Origin of the sequence: Enterobacter vonholyi (assembly GCF_040834095.1) — a bacterium.
GTDB lineage: Bacteria > Pseudomonadota > Gammaproteobacteria > Enterobacterales > Enterobacteriaceae > Enterobacter > Enterobacter vonholyi.
In genome coordinates, this window is sequence record NZ_CP162152.1 from 1997375 (window position 1) to 2017145 (window position 19771).

At 54.7% G+C, this 19771-nt stretch carries 17 protein-coding genes and 1 pseudogene; 9 read left to right on the plus strand and 9 right to left on the minus strand.

The genetic code is table 11. From position 1 onward, the window contains the following. Positions 1-23 precede the first annotated feature (23 nt). The 4 genes and pseudogenes from dmsD to AB3N39_RS09525 form a co-directional block, all read right to left on the minus strand. A complete protein-coding gene (dmsD, locus tag AB3N39_RS09510) occupies positions 24-638 on the minus strand; it encodes a Tat proofreading chaperone DmsD (RefSeq protein ID WP_367897248.1) in 615 nt (204 codons plus the stop codon). A 93-nt stretch (positions 639-731) separates the two neighbouring features. Then, a pseudogene (gene ynfE, locus AB3N39_RS09515) lies at positions 732-3171 on the minus strand (selenate/tellurate reductase subunit YnfE). A 131-nt stretch (positions 3172-3302) separates the two neighbouring features. Next, a complete protein-coding gene (locus AB3N39_RS09520) occupies positions 3303-3572 on the minus strand; it encodes a DUF1161 domain-containing protein (RefSeq protein WP_021241220.1) in 270 nt (89 codons plus the stop codon). 131 nt (positions 3573-3703) lie between these two features. Continuing rightward, positions 3704-4492, minus strand: a complete 789-nt coding sequence (locus AB3N39_RS09525; protein ID WP_136194783.1) for a hypothetical protein — start codon at positions 4490-4492, stop codon at positions 3704-3706. A gap of 63 nt (positions 4493-4555) precedes the next feature. Between AB3N39_RS09525 and AB3N39_RS09530 the strand changes: the two genes are divergently transcribed. Continuing rightward, positions 4556-5266 (plus strand): YnfC family lipoprotein, encoded by a 711-nt coding sequence (locus tag AB3N39_RS09530; protein WP_111965770.1) that lies wholly within the window; start codon positions 4556-4558, stop codon positions 5264-5266. Between the two features lie 17 nt (positions 5267-5283). Here AB3N39_RS09530 and speG read toward each other — a convergent pair whose 3' ends face one another. Together speG and AB3N39_RS09540 are read right to left on the minus strand one after the other, a co-directional pair. Further along, on the minus strand, positions 5284-5844 hold the full coding sequence (speG, locus tag AB3N39_RS09535; protein ID WP_048030664.1) for a spermidine N1-acetyltransferase: 561 nt from the start codon (positions 5842-5844) through the stop codon (positions 5284-5286). Further along, positions 5844-6182: a DUF1283 family protein gene (locus AB3N39_RS09540; protein WP_008502414.1), complete on the minus strand. Its 339-nt coding sequence runs from the start codon at positions 6180-6182 to the stop codon at positions 5844-5846. Before AB3N39_RS09540 ends, speG begins: the two co-directional genes overlap by 1 nt. Positions 6183-6334: 152 nt before the next feature. Between AB3N39_RS09540 and AB3N39_RS09545 the strand changes: the two genes are divergently transcribed. From AB3N39_RS09545 to AB3N39_RS09565, 5 genes are all read left to right on the plus strand, one after another. Continuing rightward, positions 6335-6661 (plus strand): YnfA family protein, encoded by a 327-nt coding sequence (locus AB3N39_RS09545; protein WP_111965753.1) that lies wholly within the window; start codon positions 6335-6337, stop codon positions 6659-6661. Between the two features lie 111 nt (positions 6662-6772). Further along, positions 6773-7987, plus strand: a complete 1215-nt coding sequence (gene rspA / locus AB3N39_RS09550; RefSeq protein ID WP_048222955.1) for a starvation-sensing protein RspA — start codon at positions 6773-6775, stop codon at positions 7985-7987. A gap of 14 nt (positions 7988-8001) precedes the next feature. After that, positions 8002-9021: a Zn-dependent oxidoreductase gene (locus tag AB3N39_RS09555; RefSeq protein WP_367897249.1), complete on the plus strand. Its 1020-nt coding sequence runs from the start codon at positions 8002-8004 to the stop codon at positions 9019-9021. A gap of 72 nt (positions 9022-9093) precedes the next feature. Beyond that, the gene (locus AB3N39_RS09560) at positions 9094-10461 is read left to right on the plus strand and encodes an MFS transporter (protein ID WP_133294313.1); all 1368 of its coding nucleotides are present in this window, start codon (positions 9094-9096) and stop codon (positions 10459-10461) included. 220 nt (positions 10462-10681) lie between these two features. Then, complete coding sequence (locus AB3N39_RS09565) at positions 10682-12145, plus strand: mannitol dehydrogenase family protein (protein ID WP_136194785.1); 1464 nt, start codon at positions 10682-10684, stop codon at positions 12143-12145. A 43-nt stretch (positions 12146-12188) separates the two neighbouring features. Here AB3N39_RS09565 and ydfZ read toward each other — a convergent pair whose 3' ends face one another. Then, positions 12189-12392, minus strand: a complete 204-nt coding sequence (gene ydfZ / locus AB3N39_RS09570; protein WP_014883679.1) for a putative selenium delivery protein YdfZ — start codon at positions 12390-12392, stop codon at positions 12189-12191. 287 nt (positions 12393-12679) lie between these two features. Between ydfZ and AB3N39_RS09575 the strand changes: the two genes are divergently transcribed. Beyond that, a complete protein-coding gene (locus tag AB3N39_RS09575; protein WP_111965759.1) occupies positions 12680-13111 on the plus strand; it encodes a universal stress protein in 432 nt (143 codons plus the stop codon). A 33-nt stretch (positions 13112-13144) separates the two neighbouring features. On the opposite strand, the gene AB3N39_RS09580 is transcribed toward AB3N39_RS09575, so the two are convergent. Both AB3N39_RS09580 and ydfG read right to left on the minus strand, forming a co-directional pair. After that, a complete protein-coding gene (locus AB3N39_RS09580) occupies positions 13145-13831 on the minus strand; it encodes a GntR family transcriptional regulator (protein ID WP_008502405.1) in 687 nt (228 codons plus the stop codon). 91 nt (positions 13832-13922) lie between these two features. Beyond that, positions 13923-14669 carry a bifunctional NADP-dependent 3-hydroxy acid dehydrogenase/3-hydroxypropionate dehydrogenase YdfG gene (ydfG, locus tag AB3N39_RS09585; protein WP_023292548.1) on the minus strand — a complete coding sequence of 249 codons (747 nt, stop codon included), beginning with the start codon at positions 14667-14669 and terminating at the stop codon, positions 13923-13925. 142 nt (positions 14670-14811) lie between these two features. On the opposite strand from ydfG, the gene dcp reads away from it, so the two are divergent. Continuing rightward, positions 14812-16845, plus strand: coding sequence for a peptidyl-dipeptidase Dcp (dcp, locus tag AB3N39_RS09590; RefSeq protein WP_133294315.1), 2034 nt, complete (start codon positions 14812-14814; stop codon positions 16843-16845). A gap of 316 nt (positions 16846-17161) precedes the next feature. Next, positions 17162-19744, plus strand: a complete 2583-nt coding sequence (locus AB3N39_RS09595; protein WP_133294316.1) for an EAL domain-containing protein — start codon at positions 17162-17164, stop codon at positions 19742-19744. Positions 19745-19771 lie beyond the last annotated feature (27 nt).

Genomic DNA, 19771 nt, shown 5'->3' on the forward strand with positions numbered 1-19771 from the left:
CATCCGCGAGCAAGCCACACCCCTTAGCGATACAGCGTCTTTTCCGCAACCGGAATAAGCAGCCCCGATCGCCAGTCCGCGAGCGTCAGCTGCGCAAGCCTACCCAGCGCGGTATAAAACGGATGCCCGGCGTTGTCGACAAATACGGACAGGAAGCGGGTGCTCCATGGCAGCAGGTGCCAGGCCAGAAGCCGATCGCACTCAGCATCGCGACCATTCTCGGCCAGCCACGCTGCCAGCAGCAGCAATGTCCCAAAGTGGTCTTCCGGTTCGTTCTGCTGCATCTCAAACGCGATATTGTTCTCCCGCATCCACTGACGCAGGGCGAGGGTCGAGTCGCCGAACAGCACGGATTCGCGGTCGAGCCAGATGGAGCCCCACGGCGGAGCGGGCAGGGCGTAAGGGCCAATAAACAGCCGTTGCCACGCGTCCGTCAGCGGCTCGTCGGCAGGCGAGGCAAAGGATTCGTCAATGGGCTGCAGCGTTTCCGGCGGCAGAGGCCAGTCCTGAACCCAGTCGCCCGCGGTCAGGGCCTTGACCAGCGGAGCAGCCTGCTCGCTGTCGGGTGAAAAATAAAACAGCGCGCCCAGTACGCGGGCGCTAAACGCGAACGATTCACGCTGTGAGACGTCTTTCATTACATCTTCCTTGCTCGCGCGGATTTCGCCCGCGCGACTGTGTTAAACCAATTTATAGACCATAGAATAAACAACGGTCATGCGCTTCACTTTTTAGACCTTCTCGATCTGCACCAGATTGGTGTGCTGCGGGTTGCCTTTTGCCAGCGGCGACGGGCGGTGCGTGGTAAGCGTGTTGATGCATGAGCCGTGGTCGATACGATCGCCGTTCATGTTGGCGTCGTGCCAGGCACCCTGGCCCATGGCGCTCACGCCGGGCATGATGCGCGGCGTGACTTTCGCTTCAATTCTCACCTCACCGCGATCGTTAAACACGCGCACCGTATCCCCGTTCTTAATACCGCGTTTTTCGGCATCAACAGGATTAAGCCAGACCTCCTGGCGGCAGGCTGCTTTAAGCACGTCGACGTTACCGTAGCTTGAGTGGGTACGGGCTTTGAAGTGGAAGCCAAACAGCTGCAGCGGGAACCGCGCGCGCTCGGGCGCATCCCAGCCGTCAAAGGTCGAGGCATAGACGGGCAGAGGGCTGATGGTCTCATCTTTTTCAAGCTCCCAGGTGGCCGCAATCTCCGCCAGCTTGCTGGAGTAAATCTCAATCTTGCCCGAAGGCGTTTTCAGCGGATTGGCATCCGGGTTTTCGCGGAACTTTTTATAGGCCACAAAATGTCCGTTCGGATCTTTACGCTTGTAAATGCCCATTTTTTTTCAGCTCGTCATAGGACGGCAGCTGAGGGTCTTTTTCGAGCATTTTGGCATACAGATACTGCAGCCACTGCTCCTGCGTGCGTCCTTCGGTAAATTTCTGATGGATATCCGGCCCGAGGCGTTTCGCCACTTCGCTCATGATCCAGTAGATGGGCTTGCGCTCAAACTTCGGCGCAGTCACGGGCTGGAGGAAAATCAGGTAGCCCATATTGCCCGCATAATCGTTAGGAATGATGTCTTCCTGCTCGACGGTCATCAGGTCCGGCAAGATGATATCGGCGTATTTCGCTGACGACGTCATGAAGTTATCGATGACCACAATCATTTCGCACTTGCTTTCATCCTGCAGGATATCGTGGGTTTTATTGATATCGGAGTGCTGGTTGATGATGGTATTGCCCGCGTAGTTCCATATGAACTTAATCGGCACGTCCAGCTTATCCTTTCCGCGTACGCCGTCGCGCAGGGCGGTCATTTCCGGCCCGCGGGCGATGGCATCCGTCCAGCTGAAGCAGGAGATTTGCGTTTTGACCGGGTTATCCGGCAGCGGCATACGCTCAATGGTGATGGTGTAGGTCGACTCTCGCGCGCCGCTGTTCCCGCCGTTGATCCCCACGTTTCCGGTGAGGATCGGCAGCATCGCGATGGCGCGCGAGGTCAGCTCGCCGTTCGCCTGACGCTGGGGTCCCCAGCCCTGACAGATATAGGCCGGCTTCGCGGAGCCAATTTCCCGGGCAAGCTTAACGATGCGTTCTGCGGGAATGCCGGTGATGCGTGAGGCCCACTCCGGCGTTTTCGCCGTGTGGTCATCGCCCTGGCCGAGAATATACGCTTTGTAGTGACCGTTAGCGGGCGCGCCTTCCGGCAGCGTTTTTTGGTCGTAGCCAACGCAGTATTTGTCCAGGAACGGCTGGTCGACCAGGTTTTCGTCGATTAATACCCAGGCAATACCCGCCACCAGCGCGGCATCGGTTCCAGGACGGATCGGGATCCATTCATCTTCGCGTCCGGCTGCCGTGTCGGTGTAGCGCGGGTCGATAACAATCATGCGCGCGTTGGACCGCTCGCGGGCCTGCTCAAGATAGTATGTAATCCCGCCGCCGCTCATGCGCGTTTCCGCCGGGTTATTGCCGAACATCACCACCAGTTTAGTGTTTTCGATATCCGAGATGCTGTTGCCGTCGTTGCTGCCATAGGTGTAGGGCATCGCGCAGGCAATTTGCGCCGTGCTGTAGGTGCCGTAGTGGCTCAGGAAACCGCCGTAGCAGTTCATCAGGCGCGCCACCAGCGAAGCGTAAGGGGAAGAGCGGGTGATATTGCCGCCGACAATTCCGGAAGAGTAGTTGATATACACCGCTTCGTTGCCATATTTAGCCACCACGTCTTTCAGGCTGGCGGTGATAGTGTCGAGCGCTTCATCCCACGTGATGCGTTCAAACCTGCCTTCGCCGCGTTTGCCCACGCGCTTCATCGGGTAGTTCAGACGGTCAGGGTGATTGATGCGGCGGCGGATTGAACGTCCGCGCAGGCAGGCGCGCACCTGGTGATCGCCATACACATCCTCGCCGGTGTTGTCCGTTTCGACCCAGTACACTTCGTTGTCACGCACGTGCAGACGCAGCGCACAGCGGCTGCCGCAGTTGACAGAGCAGGCGCCCCACACGACGGTATCTTCAGGGGGCTGGACGGCGCCCTTCACCGCGGCGGCAGCGCTTTTAAGACCAAATGGAAGCGAGATCCCACCAGCGGCAAGCGCCAGAGAACCTATCGCCGTAGATTTCACGAGAGTTCGACGGCTAATTCCGCCGTGATTTTCAGCATCGGACATGGCTCACCCCATCATTATAATTGCGTATTATTTTTCCCGAAATGATATCCGGGCTAATGATGGGGTGAGTGTCACTAATTTGGGGAGACTAAATATTAATCCTTATCAAATCAAAGTGGATTGAAGCTCAATTACTGAGGTTCAGCTGCCGCACCGCTGCCAGTGCGGGTGTACAAAATCTTAAACGTGTCGTTAGCGCAGTGGCCCACCACCTGCGTGCCTGGCTGGTCGGCCTGGTCGTTCGGCACGATGTTCAGCGTAAAACCTGACTCAGGCACGCCGTTGTTGACGATCTTCTGCTGAATGTCGCTTTTCACGCGCTCGCAGGAATCCGGTGCCGCCAGCGCGGCCGTCGAGGCACTCATTAACAGCAGGGCGGTAATCCAGGGTAACCGTTTCATCTATAGCTCCTTTTCTCTGTGTGTTGAATTAGTGTAGCAGGGGAGACTTAAGTCTATGTTTTTATCTGTAATTTTCTGATTAATCTTAATGCTGTTACGCGTAGCTGGCTCCCCCGCGCGGCGAGCCGCTATCATTTAATCGAACGGGAATGCTCTGGTGAGACATTCTCAAATATTTCATCAAAAAAACGATGAAACGCATTAAAGCACTCAGCAATCATCTGGCTGGCTTTATTTCTTTCCTCTTCCGTTAAATTCAGGGTATCTACAATCTCATCCTCGCTCCCCATTGAATGTCCAGTCTCATGACTCAAATGTAAATGACCGCAGTATTCCAGCTGTTTATCCGTGCCCTTTGTTATGGATGCCAGCGTATCAAATGTCGCATTGCCGGTTGCCTCCATGACTTCAATTACGATTAAACGCATTTTGGCGCTTTGATTGTGAAGTGTCTGAATTAAATGGTAAGTCAGCTTTCGGCTGTTAATCAGGTTATCAGACCACAGAAAGCTCAGGTGTTCTGTGAGGCTAGCGGCGGAATTTTGCCCGCTGGTCTGCAGATCGTTTAGAAACCAGGGCCAGTGTTCGGCATCCTCCCTGGCATGGGTATTCACTGCCCGTTCCAGCGCATTGGCGGGCGTCGCAAACGGCAAAATATATTTATTAATATCGGCAAAGCTCATGACAAAATGTGAAATATAGGGTAAAAACCTCAGTCGCTCATCAAGCGATAATGCATCGTCATTGAGATAATTAAATAACGGATGATTCAGGAAGTTCGTTTTGTAATATTCAATCTCTTTTGAAATGCCCGTCATAATATATCCTTTAGCGTTGACCGTTCCCCATAAAATATAGCCTGGTTTCCCGTCTGCGTGGGCGAGACCGGTTTTCTCCGCGTTCAGATGATTCGTTTTCACTATCGCGTAAGCCGCTGTATTTGCTAATATGATTGGGAATAATCTCCCTTTACGGAAATGAATGTGAAGATATACGCAGCGATAACGCTACTGGCAGCAACACTGGTGGGGTGCGACAACAGCTCCGCGCCGCTGTCGTTTACGCCCGAGATGGCGAGTTTTTCAAACGAGTTTGATTTTGACCCGCTGCGCGGCCCGGTCAAAGACTTTACCCAGACGCTGTTCAACGAGAAGGGCGAAGTGTCCAAACGGGTCACCGGCACCGTCTCGTCGGAAGGGTGTTTCGATACGCTGGAGCTGCACGACCTGGAGGCCAACACCGGCGTGGCGCTGGTGCTGGATGCCAATTACTATCTTGACGCTGAAACCCAGCAGCGCAAAGTGAAGCTGCAGGGGAAATGCCAGCTGGCCGAACTGCCGTCAGCCGGGATAACGTGGGATACCGACGACAACGGTTTTGTGGTGGCGGCGCACGGCAAAGAGATGGAAGTGAAGTATCGCTACGACGCGGATGGCTACCCGCTGGGCAAAACCACCGTTTCCGGGGATCAGCACCTGTCCGTTCAGTCGACGCCGTCTAAAGATCTTCGCAAAAGAATGGATTACTCGGCCGTGAGCATGTTGAACGACAAGCCGCTGGGTAACGTGAAGCAGAGCTGCGACTACGACCGCCACAATAACCCGGTGAGCTGCGATCTGACGATCACGGACGACAGCGTCAAACCCGCCGTTGAGCGCAAGTACACCATCAAAAATACGATTGAATACTACTGAGAATAAAACCGCGCAGGTTACTGCGCGGTCGGTTTCAGCAGGCTGGCGCCAGACGGTTTATGTCCGGCCAGGTGCTGATGCTGGAAAATGCACATGCGAATGGTATTGCGGTATTCACCGTTAATAAAGAACTCGTGAATCAGCTCGCCTTCCACCATAAAGCCCAGCTTGCGGTAGATATGGATCGCTTTCTCGTTCTCTTTATCCACAATCAGGTAAAGCTTGTAGAGATTCAGAACGTTGAATCCGTAATCCATTGCCAGCTTGGCCGCCCGTGACGCAAGGCCTTTTCCCTGATGCTCAGGGGAGATGATTATCTGGAACTCCGCCCGGCGGTGAACGTGGTTGATCTCAACCAGCTCCACCAGCCCGGCTTTTTCACCTTCACACTCCACCACAAAACGACGTTCACTCTGATCGTGAATGTGTTTATCGTAGAGATCGGACAGCTCGACAAACGCCTCGTAAGGCTCTTCGAACCAGTAGCGCATTACGCTGGCATTGTTGTCGAGCTGGTGCACAAAGCGCAGGTCTTCACGCTCCAGCGGACGGAGTTTGACGTCGCAGGACACCGACATTACGGGGCTACCGTGCGGCCAGTGCGGCGATCCAGGCAGCGCAGGGTGTTTGGCTCCCAGTATGCATTGACGTTTGCACTTTGCTGACACTTATCGCGTGCGTCAAAAGCAACATCTTCTTTGTCCCACTCTTTTTCGGCACGTTTGTTGACCTTCTGGCGAAGGCTACGGGTGTCATTCCATTGTTCTTTGTCCATAGCGGCGTTCTGGCGGCTTTGCGCGCTGTCACCAGACTCAATAATGAGCTTGCTGGTTTCTGCTGTCGCAGAGGCGGCAAAGGCGAACGATGACAGCGCCAGCAGGGCTGTCAGACAAAGGCGTTTGCTTAATGTGGTCATAGCGTTTCCTTTTAAATGGGTGCAGGTAATCAGGTTACCCCGTACAGATTCTACACTAATGCGAAATGACGGCATACCCGCGGGGCAAGTATGGAAAAGTAAAGAGCATCATCAGGTATGATGGTTAAATAAATCCTCACCTGACGTGAAATATGCTTAAAACGACACTGCTTTTTTTTGCCACCGCGCTATGCGAAATCATCGGCTGCTTCCTGCCCTGGCTCTGGCTGAAGAAGGGGGGAAGCGCACTGCTGCTGATCCCTGCGGGCGTCGCGCTTGCCCTGTTTGTCTGGCTGTTAACGCTGCATCCGGCGGCCAGTGGTCGCGTTTACGCGGCTTACGGTGGTGTTTATGTGTGTACAGCGCTGCTGTGGTTGCGCGTCGTGGACGGCGTCAAACTCAGCGCATACGACTGGGCCGGGGCGCTGATTGCCCTGTGCGGTATGCTGATTATTGTGGTGGGATGGGGGCGCGCCTGAGCCCCCGGTTTTTGTGATCGTTAGCTGATTTTATGATCTTTATACTTGTATGGTAGTAGTGTAGTTGCGTAAGTTTCCAGCATCACAACGAGCGATGTAAGGAAAGGAATTATGAAGATTGTCGCGGCTGACGTGTTTGTTACCTGCCCGGGGCGGAACTTTGTCACCCTTAAAATCACCACTGATGAGGGGATTGTCGGTCTCGGTGACGCTACGCTAAACGGGCGCGAGCTCTCCGTGGCCTCATACCTGAAGGATCACCTTTGCCCGCAGCTGATTGGCCGCGATGCGCACCGCATCGAAGACATCTGGCAGTTTTTCTATAAAGGCGCCTACTGGCGTCGCGGCCCGGTTACCATGTCGGCCATCTCCGCCGTAGATATGGCGCTGTGGGATATCAAAGCCAAAGCGGCCAACATGCCGCTCTACCAGCTGCTGGGCGGCGCCTCCCGGGAAGGAGTGATGGTCTATTGCCATACCACCGGCCATACCATTGACGACGTGCTGGAAGATTACGCCCGCCATAAAGAGATGGGCTTCAAGGCGATCCGCGTGCAGTGCGGCGTGCCGGGCATGAAAACCACCTACGGCATGGCCAAAGGGAAGGGGCTGGCCTACGAGCCTGCGACCAAAGGCGACTGGCCGGAAGAACAGCTCTGGTCCACCGAAAAATACCTCGATTTCACGCCGAAGCTGTTCGACGCGGTGCGCAGTAAATTCGGGTTCAATGAGCATCTCCTGCACGACATGCACCACCGCCTGACGCCCATTGAAGCGGCGCGCTTCGGCAAGAGCATCGAAGCATTCCGCATGTTCTGGATGGAGGATCCAACGCCTGCGGAAAACCAGGCCTGCTTCCGTCTGATCCGCCAGCACACCGTCACCCCCATTGCGGTAGGCGAAGTGTTTAACAGCATCTGGGACTGCAAGCAGCTTATCGAAGAGCAGCTTATCGACTATATCCGCACCACCATTACCCACGCGGGCGGCATTACCGGGATGCGTCGCATCGCTGATTTTGCCTCGCTCTATCAGGTGCGTACCGGTTCACACGGTCCGTCGGATCTGTCGCCCGTTTGTCATGCCGCCGCGCTGCATTTCGACCTGTGGGTGCCGAACTTTGGCGTGCAGGAATACATGGGCTACTCCGAACAGATGCTGGAAGTCTTCCCGCACAACTGGCGCTTTGATAACGGCTATATGCATCCGGGCGATAAGCCGGGGCTGGGCATTGAGTTTGATGAAAAGCTGGCGGCGAAATACCCCTACGATCCGGCCTATCTGCCGGTGGCCCGCCTTGAAGACGGCACGCTGTGGAACTGGTAAGCGAGGAGCAAACGATGAAAAGCGTAGTGATTCAGCAGCCAAACCAACTGGTGATTGAAGAGCGGCCGCGCCCGGAGCCAGGCGCAGGCGAAGTGCGCGTCAAGATTAAACTGGCCGGGATTTGCGGTTCAGACAGCCACATCTACCGCGGGCATAACCCGTTTGCTAAGTACCCACGCGTCATTGGCCATGAGTTCTTTGGCGCGATCGACGCCGTAGGCGAGGGCGTTGATGCTGCCCGCCTGGGCCAGCGCGTCTCGGTTGACCCGGTGATCAGCTGCGGGCACTGCTACCCGTGCTCGGTGGGAAAACCGAACGTCTGCACCTCGCTGGTGGTGCTGGGCGTTCACCGTGACGGCGGCTTCAGCGAATATGCGGCAGTACCTGCACAAAATGCCTGGCCCATTCCGGATGACATTCCTGATAAACACGCCGTTATGGTGGAGCCCTTCACCATCGCCGCCAACGTGACGGGGCAGGCCAGTCCCACCGGGCAGGACGTCGCGCTGATTTACGGCGCAGGCCCGATGGGGCTGGTCACCGTGCAGGCGCTGAAAGGCGTCTATCAGGTGAAGCAGGTTATCGTGGTTGACCGCATAGACGAGCGCCTGGCGATGGCCCGGCGCAGCGGCGCGGATTGGGTCTTTAATAACGGCGAGCAGTCGCTGCAGGCCGCACTGGACGAAAAGGGCATCAAACCGACGTTAATCATTGATGCCGCCTGCCATCCAGCTATTTTGCAGGAAGCGATAACCCTGGCCTCTCCGGCGGCGCGCATCGTGCTGATGGGCTTTTCCAGCGAGCCGAGCCAGATTGTTCAGCAGGGCATCACCGGCAAAGAGCTGGCGATCTTCTCCTCGCGCCTCAATTCCAATAAATTCCCGGTCGTCATCGACTGGCTGAAGAAGGGGCTGATCGACCCGGAAAAACTGATCACCCATACCTTTGACTATCACCATGTAACAGACGCCATCGAACTGTTTGAAAAAGACCAGCGGCAGTGCTGCAAAGTCTTACTCACGTTCGGCCAATAATCAAATACGCGGTTAAGAGCCTGCGCAGACAGGCTCTGGTGGTACGCATCTTACCTTTCAGAGATAGCCATTATGACGCAAGCACAACCTCAAAGAACCACTTCCGATCTGGTGAAAGCCGCCGTTTCCGGCTGGCTGGGCACCGCTCTGGAGTTTATGGACTTTCAGCTTTACTCGCTGGGGGCCGCCCTGGTCTTCCATGAGATCTTCTTCCCCGAACAGTCCGCCGCGATGGCGCTGATCCTGGCGATGGGGACCTACGGCGCAGGCTATATCGCACGCATTGTCGGCGCCTTTATCTTCGGCAGAATGGGCGACAGCATTGGCCGTAAGAAGGTGCTGTTCATCACCATCACCATGATGGGGATCTGCACCACGCTGATTGGCGTCCTGCCGACCTACGCGCAGATCGGGATTTTTGCCCCCGTGCTGCTGGTGACGCTGCGCATTATTCAGGGCCTGGGCGCCGGGGCTGAGATCTCCGGGGCGGGGACCATGCTGGCGGAGTACGCGCCGAAAGGGAAACGCGGCATCATCTCCTCGCTGGTGGCGATGGGCACGAACTGCGGAACGCTCAGCGCCACGGCGATCTGGGCGGTGATGTTCTTTGTCCTCGATCGTGAAGAGCTGATTGCCTGGGGCTGGCGCGTGCCGTTCCTCGCCAGCGTCGTGGTGATGATCTTCGCCATCTGGCTGCGTATGAATCTCAAGGAGAGCCCGGTCTTTGAGAAAGTAAACGATGCACAAAGCGTGCAGCCGGATACCTCGCTGGGTTCCATGGTGAAAAGCAAATCCTTCTGGCTGGCGACCGGCCTGCGGTTTGGTCAGGCGGGTAATTCGGGTCTGATCCAGACTTTCCTTGCCGGGTATCTGGTCCAGACGCTGCTGTTCGATAAGGCCATCCCGACCGATGCGCTGATGATCAGCTCCATTCTCGGGTTTATCTCCATCCCGCTGCTGGGCTGGCTTTCCGATAAAGTGGGGCGCCGTCTGCCGTATATTATCCTCAACATCTCCGCCATTCTGCTCGCCTACCCGATGCTGTCGATCATCGTCGATAAGAGCTATGCGCCGGGGACGATCATGCTCTCTATCATCGTTATCCATAACTTCGCCGTTCTGGGGCTCTTCGCGCTGGAAAATATCACCATGGCGGAGATGTTTGGCTCGGGAAATCGCTTTACGCGTATGGCCATCTCCAAAGAGGCGGGCGGTCTGGTGGCGGTGGGCTTTGGTCCGGTGCTGGCAGGGATCTTCTGCAATATGACCGGCTCCTGGTGGCCCATTGTTGCCATGCTGGTGGCCTATTCCGCGATTGGACTGGTCTCGGCGATCCTGATGCCGGAAGTGCGCGACCGTGATTTGAGCGCGGCGCATGACGCAGCCGAGTCTGCGCCAGAAGAGAGTGTGGGTTACGGTGCTGTCTCTTCGCGACGCTAGTGGTTTACAGCCTGCGCGACCTGTCACACAACTTTGTTTTTATGTCACACCAGATGAGCAAAAGTTAATATATATCAAAAAATCAAACGGCAGTTTCAGTATGGTTGATGGCAGTTCTCTTTTTACTCCAACTGCCATTCTAGTTGGTATAGTCAGCAGGCGCTGCCGCTTCAAAAAGAGCGGCAGCGATCCACAGCTTTCTAATTAACGAGTCTTAATCATGGAAAACACATTATTAGAGGCCAACGCGACGCTGCCTCAGTACGATCGCGACAGCCTTCAATCACGCATTGTACATTTAGGCTTCGGCGCATTTCACCGGGCGCACCAGGCGGTATACGCCGACATCCTCGCCGCTGAGCACGGCAGCGACTGGGGCTACTGTGAGGTTAACCTGATTGGCGGCGAGCAGCAGATTGCCGATCTGAAGGCCCAGGATAATCTCTATACCGTGGCGGAGATGTCTGCCGATGCGTGGACTTCCCGCGTAGTTGGCGTAGTCAAAAAGGCGCTGCATGCGCAGGTTGACGGGCTGGAGACGGTGCTGGCGGCGATGTGCGAACCGCAGGTGGCGATTGTCTCGCTGACCATCACTGAGAAGGGGTACTGTCACTCACCGGCGACCGGGCAACTGATGCTCGATCATCCGTTTATCGTCGCAGACCTGCAAAACCCGCACCAGCCAAAATCCGCGCCGGGTGTCGTCGTGGAAGCGCTCGCGCGCCGTAAGGCGGCGGGTCTGCCGGCGTTTAGCGTGATGTCCTGCGACAACATGCCGGAGAACGGTCACGTGATGCGCAATGTCACCTGCGCGTACGCCCGAGCGGTAAACGGTGAGCTGGCGGACTGGATCGAATCCCACGTCACCTTCCCGTCAACTATGGTGGATCGCATCGTGCCCGCGGTCACTCCCGATACGCTGGATAAAATCGAACGGCTGACCGGCGTGCGCGATCCGGCGGCGGTGGCCTGTGAACCGTTCCGCCAGTGGGTGATCGAAGATAACTTTGTGGCGGGTCGGCCTGCGTGGGAAAAAGCCGGAGCCGAGCTGGTCTCGGACGTGATCCCGTTTGAAGAGATGAAGCTGCGCATGCTCAACGGCAGCCACTCGTTCCTGGCGTACCTGGGCTATCTGGCGGGCTATCAGCATATCAACGACTGCATGGAAGATAAGAACTACCGCCTCGCCGCGCACGCGCTGATGCTCAACGAGCAGGCGCCCACGCTGAAGGTCAAAGGCGTCGATTTAGGACGCTATGCCGATCTCCTGATTGCCCGCTACAGCAACCCGGCCCTGCGCCATCGGACCTGGCAAATTGCGATGGACGGCAGCCAGAAGCTTCCGCAGCGCATGCTGGATTCCGTGCGCTGGTACCTGGTGCATCAGAAGCCTTTCCCGCTGCTGGCACTGGGCGTGGCAGGGTGGATGCGGTATGTCGGCGGCGTGGACGAGCAGGGTAATGCGATTGACGTGAGCGATCCGCAGCTGGCAGTGATTCAGGCGGCGGTTAAAGGCAGTGCGGAAGGGGAAAGCCGGGTCAAGGCGCTGCTCGGCATCGAGGCCATCTTCGGCAAGGAGTTACCGCGTGAAGCCGTCTTTGTTGACGCGGTGATGAAGGCCTACCTGACGCTGCTGCAAAAGGGAGCGAAAGCGACCGTGGAGCAGTATGTGTCTCATCGGTAATTCAGCACATGCCGCCGTGCGCGGCGGCATGTCTGCGCACCGCTTAGTGCATACCCAGGCGAATCAGCTCAATCGGTTCGAACTTACCTTCGCATCCTTCCACTTCAACCGTTTTGCTGCGGCGCACCTGCGCGGCATCCAGGCCGTCGCTGTGGATCGCTTTAATCACGCCAGTTTTGCCCGTGCCGCTAATCATGACGCGGCTGCCGGTAGTGATTGCATTGCGGTTACGGTCGTATGTCATCATGGTATTTTCTCCTCTCTAACCTGTTCGTTACGGCGTTATTTCAGGGTTGCCGTTCACGGAGCATATAAATACGCCTGTCTGCATCACATGTTTTTGTTTTTGATCAAACTCACACTTTTTTCTTTATTGTGCCGGGCGCTGACGGTTCACTACAGCAATTTACAAAGCAGACCGTTATTTTCATTAAATGATAGTTTCAGCAGGGAAGCGTTGAGGGTTGGTTTATATTCCTGATGCCATTCTGGGTACAGGAAATAACCCTTTCATCGGAATAAGGAGTCAGGCTTATGTATAAGAAGATTTTGATGCCTGTTGATGTGTTTGAAATGGATTTGAGCGACAAAGCGGTTCGCCACGCGGCAAACCTTGCGAAGGCGGAGGGCGCCTCGATTACCCTGGTCAATATTCTGCCGGCCAGCAGCCGATCCCTGCTGCGTGGATTTAACGCCGATATTAAAAAGTTCGAAGAGTATATGACCGAGGAATCCGGTAAGAAGATGAACGCGTTAAAAAGACTTTTCGATATTTCGCCGGAGAAAATTGACAGCCTGGTTCGCTTTGGCAACGTCCGCGATGAAATCATCAGGCTGAGCAAAGAAGGAGAATATGACGCGATCGTCATCGGGTCGAAAAATCCGGGCATCAGCACCCATCTGCTGGGGTCAAATGCGGAATCTATCCTGCGCTACGCCACTATTCCGGTGTTAGTCGTTCGCTAAACCCATCGCCGCGTCCGAAAGGGGCGGCGAATATTACTCTTCGCTAAACCACTCGCTATTTTCCTGACGAATCAGCTGCACGGATTCGCTAATTTCCTGCAGATGCAGCGTCATCGCTTTTTCCACGCCGTCCGGGTCGCGTTTTTCCAGCGCGCTGAAAATATCATGATGCTGTCGAAGCAGCATTTCCGGCGGGGAGACGTGATCGAGGCTCATATAACGCACGCGGTCGATGGTGGCCTTGATGTTTTCGATGGTGTCCCAGGCAAGCTGGCAATCCGCAATCTGCGCCAGTTTCTGGTGGAATTCATCATCAAGCTGGAAGAAATCATTCAGCTGCTTACGGTCAATCGCAATTCGCTGCTGATGCAGGTTTTGCTCCAGCAGGTAACACTGCTTGTCGTTGATGAGCGTTGCGGCACGGCGCGCCACCGCGCATTCAATGGCCTGGCGAACAAAACAGCCGTTGCGCACCTGAGAGAGTGAAATTTTGTTCACGTAGCTGCCGCGCTGCGGGCGGATCTGAATCAGACCGTTTTCCGCAAGCTTAATAAACGCTTCACGCACCGGCTGACGGGAAACGTCAAAACGCACGGACACCTCTTTTTCAGAAAGCGGCGTTCCCGGTGGGATCAGGCAATGGACAATATCACGTCGCAAAATGCGATAGATTTGCTGGTTTACGGGCTGGGTGGGGTTGAGTTGCGATTCAGCGGCCATGAGTTGTCATTTCTCAGAGAGTTAGCCTGAACATACTACCATTCTTTTATAACCCGAAACAGACCCGGCCCGCAGGCCGGGAAGGGCAGATTTAGCCGCGATGGACGCTCAGTCCGGCAAAACTCTGGCTGACCGGCATCATTTCTACTGTATTGATGTTGACATGTTTTGGCAGCGTCGCCACCCACCAGACCGTCTCGGTGACATCTTCCGGCGTCAGGGCGTTAGCGTTTTCGTAGGTTTTGTCTGCTTTCGCGTCATCGCCCTTGAAGCGCACGTTGGAAAACTCGGTGCCGCCCACGAGGCCCGGCTCGATGTCGGTGACGCGAATGGCGGTGCCGTGCAGATCGGTCCGCAGGTTAAGGCTGAACTGGCGCACAAACGCTTTCGTCGCGCCGTAGACGTTGCCGCCCGCATAAGGCCAGCTTCCGGCGGTGGAGCCGATATTGATAATGTGGCCGCGATTACGTTCAACCATGCCCGGCAGCACCGCGCGGGTCATATAGACCAGCCCTTTATTGTTGGTGTCGATCATGTTTTCCCAGTCTTCCACGCTGGCTTTGTGGGCGGGCTCCATGCCCAGCGCCAGACCGGCATTGTTGACCAGCACGTCGATGGCGCGCCATTCTGCTGGCAGATTCGCAATCATCTCTTCGATCGCCGCGCGGTTACGCACGTCCAGCTGCGCGGTCAGAATGCTGTCGCCTAGTTCGTCCTTCAGCTCCTGCAGACGTTCCTGACGGCGGCCGGTCGCGATAACCTTGTGCCCGTTGGCGACGAAGCGACGCGTGATGCTTTCACCAAAACCTGCCGTTGCCCCGGTAACTAAAATAATCATCTCACTGTTCCTCAACGCTTTTTGTGTTGTACTAACATAGCACGGCCGCAGAGGGTGCGTTAAGGCAACATTTGTATGACGGCGTTGCAGGGGATGGCGGCCTGGCCTACTCTGGGAGGATACCCGTACTCAGGAGCGAAAGATGACGGCCACCAATCCCTTTTTTGACATCAGCCTGCTGCCTTACCAGGCCCCCCATTTTGATAAGATCGACGACAGCCACTATCGTCCGGCCTTCGATGAAGCCCTTCGCCAGAAGCGGGCGGACATTGACGCGATTGTCTCTCAGTCCGCTGCGCCTGACTTCACGAACACCGTACTGGCGCTGGAGAAAAGCGGCGCTTTGCTCGCGCGCGTCAGCAGCGTGTTCTTCGCCATGACTTCCGCGCACACCAATCCGTATTTACAGGAGCTGGAAGAACAGTTCTCCACCGAGCTTGCCGCGCTGGCAAACGATATCTGGCTGAATGACGTGCTGTTCGCCCGCGTGGAAAGCGTCTGGCAGGACCGTGCCGCGCTGGACGCCGAATCCCGTCGTCTGGTCGAGGAGACGTATCAGCGGTTTATTCTGGCCGGTGCGCGTATGAATGAGACGGAAAAGGCCGAGCTGAAGGCACTGAATACCGAGGCTGCCTCCCTGACCAGCCAGTTTAACCAGCGCCTGCTGGCTGCCGATAAAACGGGTGGGCTGGTGGTGGATTACGCGCACCAGCTTGACGGGCTCAGCGCCGGTGAAATCGCGGACGCCGCGCAGGCTGCCGCGGAGCGAGGGCTGAACGATCGCTGGCTGATCCCGCTTCTGAACACCACCCAGCAGCCCGCGCTTTCCGCGCTGCGCAATCGTCAGACCCGCGAAAACCTTTTCAACGCAGGCTGGACGCGCACCCAGAAAGGGGATGAAAACGACACTCGCGAGCTGATCCTTCGTCTGACGGCGCTGCGCGCGCGGCAAGCCCGCCTGCTGGGCTTTGAGGATTACGCCAGCTGGAGTATCGCCGATCAGATGGCGAAAACCCCGGCCGCCGCGCTGGAATTTATGCGCGGCATTGTGCCTGCCGCGCGCGCCCGCGCGGAACGCGAGCAGGCCGACATTCAGAAAGTCATTGACGATGAGCAGGGCGATTTCACCGTCCAGGCCTGGGACTGGGCGTTTTATGCCGAACGCGTGCGCCAGGCAAAATATGCCCTTGATGAGTCGCAGATCAGGCCCTACTTTGCGCTCAATACCGTGCTGCAGGATGGCGTATTCTGGGCCGCCAGCCAGCTGTTTGGCATTCGCTTCGTCGAGCGCTTTGATATCCCGGTGTATCATCCGGACGTCCGCGTATGGGAAATTTTCGACCACACCGGTGAGGGCATGGCGCTGTTTTACGGTGACTTCTTTGCCCGTGATTCCAAACAGGGCGGGGCATGGATGGGGAATTTCGTCGAGCAATCCTTCGAGTTTGCTGCCCGTCCGGTGATCTACAACGTCTGTAACTATCAAAAACCGGCGAATGGCGGTGTCGCGCTTCTCTCCTGGGATGACGTGATAACCCTGTTCCACGAGTTTGGCCATACGCTGCACGGTCTTTTTGCCAGCCAGCGTTTCGCCACGCTTTCCGGCACCAATACGCCGCGTGATTTTGTTGAGTTCCCGTCGCAAATCAACGAGCACTGGGCCAGCCATCCACAGGTGTTTACCCATTATGCGCGCCATTACGAAACCGGGGAGCCGATGCCGGACGCTCTGCGGGAAAGCATGCTCAACGCGACCCATTTCAACAAGGGGTATGACATGACGGAGCTGCTGGCTGCCGCGCTGCTGGACATGAACTGGCACGGCATCGGCGAGGCCGTTTCGGACGTTGAAGGCTTTGAAGCGGCAGCGTTGAAAAAAGAAGGGCTGGATCTGCCCGCCGTACCGCCGCGCTACCGCAGCAGCTATTTTGCCCATATTTTCGGCGGCGGGTACGCGGCGGGGTATTACGCCTACCTGTGGACGCAGATGCTGGCGGATGATGGCTATCAATGGTTTGTCGAGCAGGGCGGCTTAACTCGTGAAAACGGGCAAAAATTCCGCGAGGCGATTTTGTCTCGTGGTAACAGCACGGATCTGGCTGAACTTTATCGCAGCTGGCGCGGGCGCGATCCGAAGATTGAACCGATGCTGGAGAATCGCGGGTTGAGCGAATAGCGACAGTTTCGTCAGAAAAAAGAGCCGGGCTTTACGCCCGGTTTTTTAATTTCATCTTGCTGGTAAATGCTTTAGCAAAAAAGTTTTAACAGGCATTCTTTATAAATAAAAAATGTGAGATTAAAACTCGCTTCTACCGGTATATATAATTTTCCAAGTGTAGTCTGTAAGTGAGTGAATAATTAATACTTTGATCTGGATTGTAAAAATAAAAAATCTTTTAACTGCGAATTTTTAGCTATAAATTTTTATTATTTTGTGCCGATAAATGAAAATGGCATAAGAATCGACGCAGTAGCAGTCAAGAAGGCGAAAGATGACCCTACCTCTGAACAATCCGGGCTTCACGGATACCGAGCCTTCTAAAGGCCTGATAAATAAAACTTTTAGCTATATAGTAACGTTGTTGATAAGTATTTTTATTGCAGCAATAATTTCCCTGCTCATAATAAAAGATAATGTTAATGAAATCAGCGACAAGCACGATGAATTTTTGTTAAGGAAGGCCCTGGATACCCGCCAGGAAAACATGCGAAGTCATTTGAAAGACAATGCCGAGTGGGGAGATGCCTACAAACATCTTCATCTGACCACTGACGTTCACTGGGCATGGGATAAGCAGAATCTGGGTAAGTCCCTGTATGACAACTTTGGCTACGAAGGGGTGTTTGTTCTCTCTCCGGAAGGGAGCACGCGATACAGCGTGGTTGACGGGAAACTGAAGCTTCAGGATCTGGAGCGCTGGTTAGACAAATCAACCAAAGACCGTTTACTGCGTGAGATAAGCATAAAAAATGGATTGCCGGTTTCTGTGCTAACGCTTATCAATTCGGTCCCGGCCATTGTTTCTGCTGAATGGATAACGACCGGCGATGATACGAGCGTGCAACCCTTACCGGGAAAATCTTCGACAATGGTGTTTATAGATAAGTTAACGGCTAAAAAACTCCTCACGATTGGGCAGGATGCCGGCATTCTGAATGTTCGTACCTCACCGGCTACAGTGACTTCTCAAATAAATAATCAGACGGAATTTACCTTAAGCACCCAGAATGGTGATGTGCAAATTATCTGGGACGGTGAAAATCCCGGCCAGGCGTTGATAATTTATTTTTTGCCATTACTCATTCTTTCAGTCGTTCTGACGGTATCAATGACGCTAATATTAATGCGTCATATTATGCACAAGGCGAGAATGCTTGATGAAAATAGCTTTCTCCTTGAGCAGGCGCGATTAAATCTAATTACGAGTGAAAAACGATTCCGGGACGTCAGTGAAACAACCAGCGACTGGTTCTGGGAAACAGATTTATCGTTAAAGATAACATGGCTGTCAGGTCGTTTTACTACAATAACGGGATATGAAAATAGCAAATGGATAGGCCGCAGCCTGGATGAACTCTTTCCGTCGACTAGCGGGTTATCACATGCCTGTGCCAGCCAGCGGGACTTAACTGAGCGCTTTGAATTTAAAAACTGTCCTTATACTCACGCGCATCAAACCACGTCATATTGCACGCTCCTGGCAAAATTTTCTGCTCAGCCTGATGGAACGGTGGTTTTGCGAGGCGCGGCAACCGATGTCTCTCAGGAAGTTGAAGCAACAAAACGTGTGGAGTTTCTGTCACGTCATGATGAATTAACCGGTCTGCCGAACCGCTATCATATTAAGGAATTTCTGGCAGGCCAGCTGGCTAAAGAAGACCTTAACCATTATCCCTTTGCCATGATTTGTCTCGATTTAGACAAGTTTAAACCCGTCAATGATATTTTTGGGCACTCTACTGGGGATGCTCTGCTCGGTGAGGTCGCTTCACGTCTTAAATATTGCGTTCGACGAGGTGATTTTGTCGCACGGCAGGGAGGTGATGAATTTATGATTCTCCTCGGCAACACCAGCCAGCAAGACCAGATTGAAGAGGTGTGTCGCCGTATTGTGCAAGAACTGAACCGACCTTTTTCCATTGAAGGGAATGAGGTAGCGATAGGTGTAAGCATGGGCATTGCACAGGCTCCCCGGGATAGCATCAGCGCAAACGATCTTCTACGCTATGCAGATATTGCGCTGTATCAGGCAAAGCAATCCGGCAGAAACCGATGGGTCTATTATCGCCCGGATATGTCGGAAAAGCTGACCGAACGCAGGAAACTGGAAGTAGAGCTGAAGACCGCGATTCGCGAAGAACAACTCTACCTGGTTTACCAGCCCCGTTATAACCTCCGGTATTCTAAAATAGAGGCCGTCGAAGCGCTGGTACGCTGGCAGCACCCGACTCGGGGGACCATAATGCCCGACCAGTTTATTCCGCTGGCAGAAGAAACCGGGCTTATTATTAGCCTGAGCAACTGGGTCATACGCAAAGCGTGTGCGGAAACGAAAGAAAAATTGCCGGGATTATCGGTATCCGTAAATATTTCTGCTATCGAATTCCAGGCAAGCGATCTTGCTGAAAGGATTAAAGAGCTACTTCGCGAAACAGGGCTTGAATCCAACCGCCTGGAAATAGAAGTGACGGAAAACGTAACGCTTTCCGATCCTGAAAAAACGCTGCAGACCATGAAGTCTCTCAAAAAAATGGGCGTGCGCATTCTGATTGACGATTTCGGAACCGGCTACGCCTCTCTGAGCTATCTGCGGAAGTTTCAATTTGATGGGCTTAAGCTCGACAAGAGCTTTATTTTTACCCTGGGTGACTCGCCGCAGAACCAGTCAGTCGTGGAGAAAATTATCGACCTGGGGAAAGCCTATTCCATGGCGGTAACCGCAGAGGGGGTGGAGACCGTCGAACAGCTCTCTTTTCTTAAAGAAAATAAATGTGATGAGGTTCAGGGCTACCTGCTTGGAAAACCGGTCGCCATTACGGACTTAAATTTAAACGCAAGCAGAGTAAATCTCTAAATCGCGTTTTCACTCAGGGAAGCGTAA